This is a genomic window from Trichococcus sp., assembly GCF_049589555.1.
Classification (GTDB): domain Bacteria; phylum Bacillota; class Bacilli; order Lactobacillales; family Aerococcaceae; genus Trichococcus.
The window spans coordinates 1-1,817 of sequence record NZ_JBAWAZ010000085.1 but is presented as its reverse complement, the minus strand read 5'-3'; the positions used below and the strand labels follow the sequence as shown (position 1 = coordinate 1,817).

2 protein-coding genes and 1 pseudogene are annotated in these 1,817 nt (G+C 42.9%); 1 reads left to right on the top strand and 2 read right to left on the bottom strand.

Annotated elements, in window-relative coordinates:
* On the bottom strand, nucleotides 1–264 hold a 264-nt coding region (locus WBV27_RS03960; RefSeq protein ID WP_424199613.1), incomplete at its 3' end, for a hypothetical protein.
* Between the two features lie 124 nt (nucleotides 265–388).
* The gene (locus tag WBV27_RS03955) at nucleotides 389–1,393 is read right to left on the bottom strand and encodes a tetratricopeptide repeat protein (protein ID WP_424199611.1); all 1,005 of its coding nucleotides are present in this window, start codon (nucleotides 1,391–1,393) and stop codon (nucleotides 389–391) included.
* Between the two features lie 230 nt (nucleotides 1,394–1,623).
* On the opposite strand from WBV27_RS03955, the pseudogene WBV27_RS03950 reads away from it, so the two are divergent.
* Nucleotides 1,624–1,817, top strand: a pseudogene (locus WBV27_RS03950) (excinuclease ABC subunit A); the annotation flags it as partial.

Sequence of the window (1,817 nt, the reverse complement as noted above, 5' to 3'; positions counted from 1 at the left end):
CTCGAAGGAAGTCTTCTGATACCAGTCATAATCAGACTCCGCTGTTTTCACAAAGACCCCTTCCGAGCTTTGGTCGAATGGCTCCGCTTCACTATCCATGGAGTAGCGCGTCTCAAACCGGGCATTGTCGAGTTCCGCATTCTTCTGAGCCGCATTCCCAATCTCCACCACGACACTCGTGGTGGAAGTGGAACCGCCACACCCACTCAACAGCAGAAGACTTGAAAGGAAAAATATTGTTGTTACCATTGGATTTTTCATCATTTCCCAACACCATCCTATCCGTTTAGAATATCTATTGAACTATCCCCACCTATGCTTTCGCTTAGAGACGGGGCAGTTCAAGGCCGAAGATTCTTCATTCATTAGATCAGGTATGTTCTATTTTTCATTGCCCACTATAAGAACGTAATTCTTCATATTTGATCATAGTCATTTCAGGGAGCTTAAAGACATTCTGTAACGCAAGATCGTAAGAATCTTTTGACTCCATATAGCGATTGTATAAGTCCGCTTTAGAGACAGGAGTGGAGTCCACCGCAACATCCCGATATCCAGACGTCCCCATATTCACTAAACCTTCAATAGGTGTGATTGTGTTTGAATCATCACGAATGATAAACCATTGATGCCCCACACCCGCTCCGGAATGTGAATTCAGCAGTAAATATTCTTCATCAAAGTTATAGGCTAAAGTATAACCTAACAAGACTGGACTCATTGCCCGCTCATCCACGACTGTCGTTGCCAGCAGCATTCTTAGTGGTAACGATAGGTTATTATATGCATTTATGTTACGATCTATACTTCCCTGAAGCAGGGATTCCTCTTCCACTTTTGCTTTAGCTGCTTCATCCATCGCTAATTCATTTTGCTTATTCTGGATATCCGCTAATAGTTGTTCTCCCACCGCTTTTAATTCAGAAAAATACGCATTGCTCAGTTCTTCTGAATTTAACAAATTTTCGATGACAGGAAGGGCTTCGTCCATATTGCCGCTATCGTATGCGGCTTTTGCCTTATCCAGTTCCGCGTCTATATGGTCTTCCTTGGCATTGATTTCCTCGATGATGGCAGTTGCCTTTGCAATTAATCCTTCTAAACCATTCTCTGACTCAACAACTTGTTGGGCTTTCTCCAAAGCTTCGGCATACTCCTTGCTGTCATAAAAATCCTTTGCTTCCCTATATATTTGGGTTTGCGTTAAATAGGCTGTTGCCTTCTCGTCATCTGGCTGATTTTCGAGCGCTATCTCAAAATAAGCTTCCGCTTTTTCGTATTGCTCGGCACTCAGGATATCCACTCCTTTTTGAATAGCCTCGTTATAAGCCTCTTGCTCTGCATTGCCGCATCCTGCCAATAGCAGTAGCCCTGCAAGCGTTAGATATCTCATTCCAATCTTCCCCATACCCATGATTCTTTCCGGACCACCCTTCCCATTCCCCTGAACTATTAATCACCTATAATTATATATCAAAAAATTTTAATTTATGCCAATAAAAATATACAAGTTTGCTTTTCAGCCTGTATTTTATCATTTTTCCCAAATATCTTTCCTTGTTCGCTTTACAAACGCAAACACACGTTCGTATAATAAGGACATAGAGATTGGAGACGGTTTTTATGTATGAAACGGAATTGGTTTTTGATTATGCGAAGGAGCCCAGTCGCGACATTCTTTGCATCGATTGCAAATCCTTCTATGCGAGCGTGGAATGCGTGCGGCGCGGGCTGCATCCGCTCGAAACAAAATTGGTTGTCATGAGCTATCCCTCAGCCGATCCGAAAGAACGCGGCAGTGGATTGATTTTGGCCTC

Excerpts from the sequence above, each read along its gene's own strand:
- WBV27_RS03955 (WP_424199611.1), bottom strand. The coding sequence starts at position 1,393 with ATGAGATATCTAACGCTTGCAGGGCTACTGCTATTGGCAGGATGCGGC.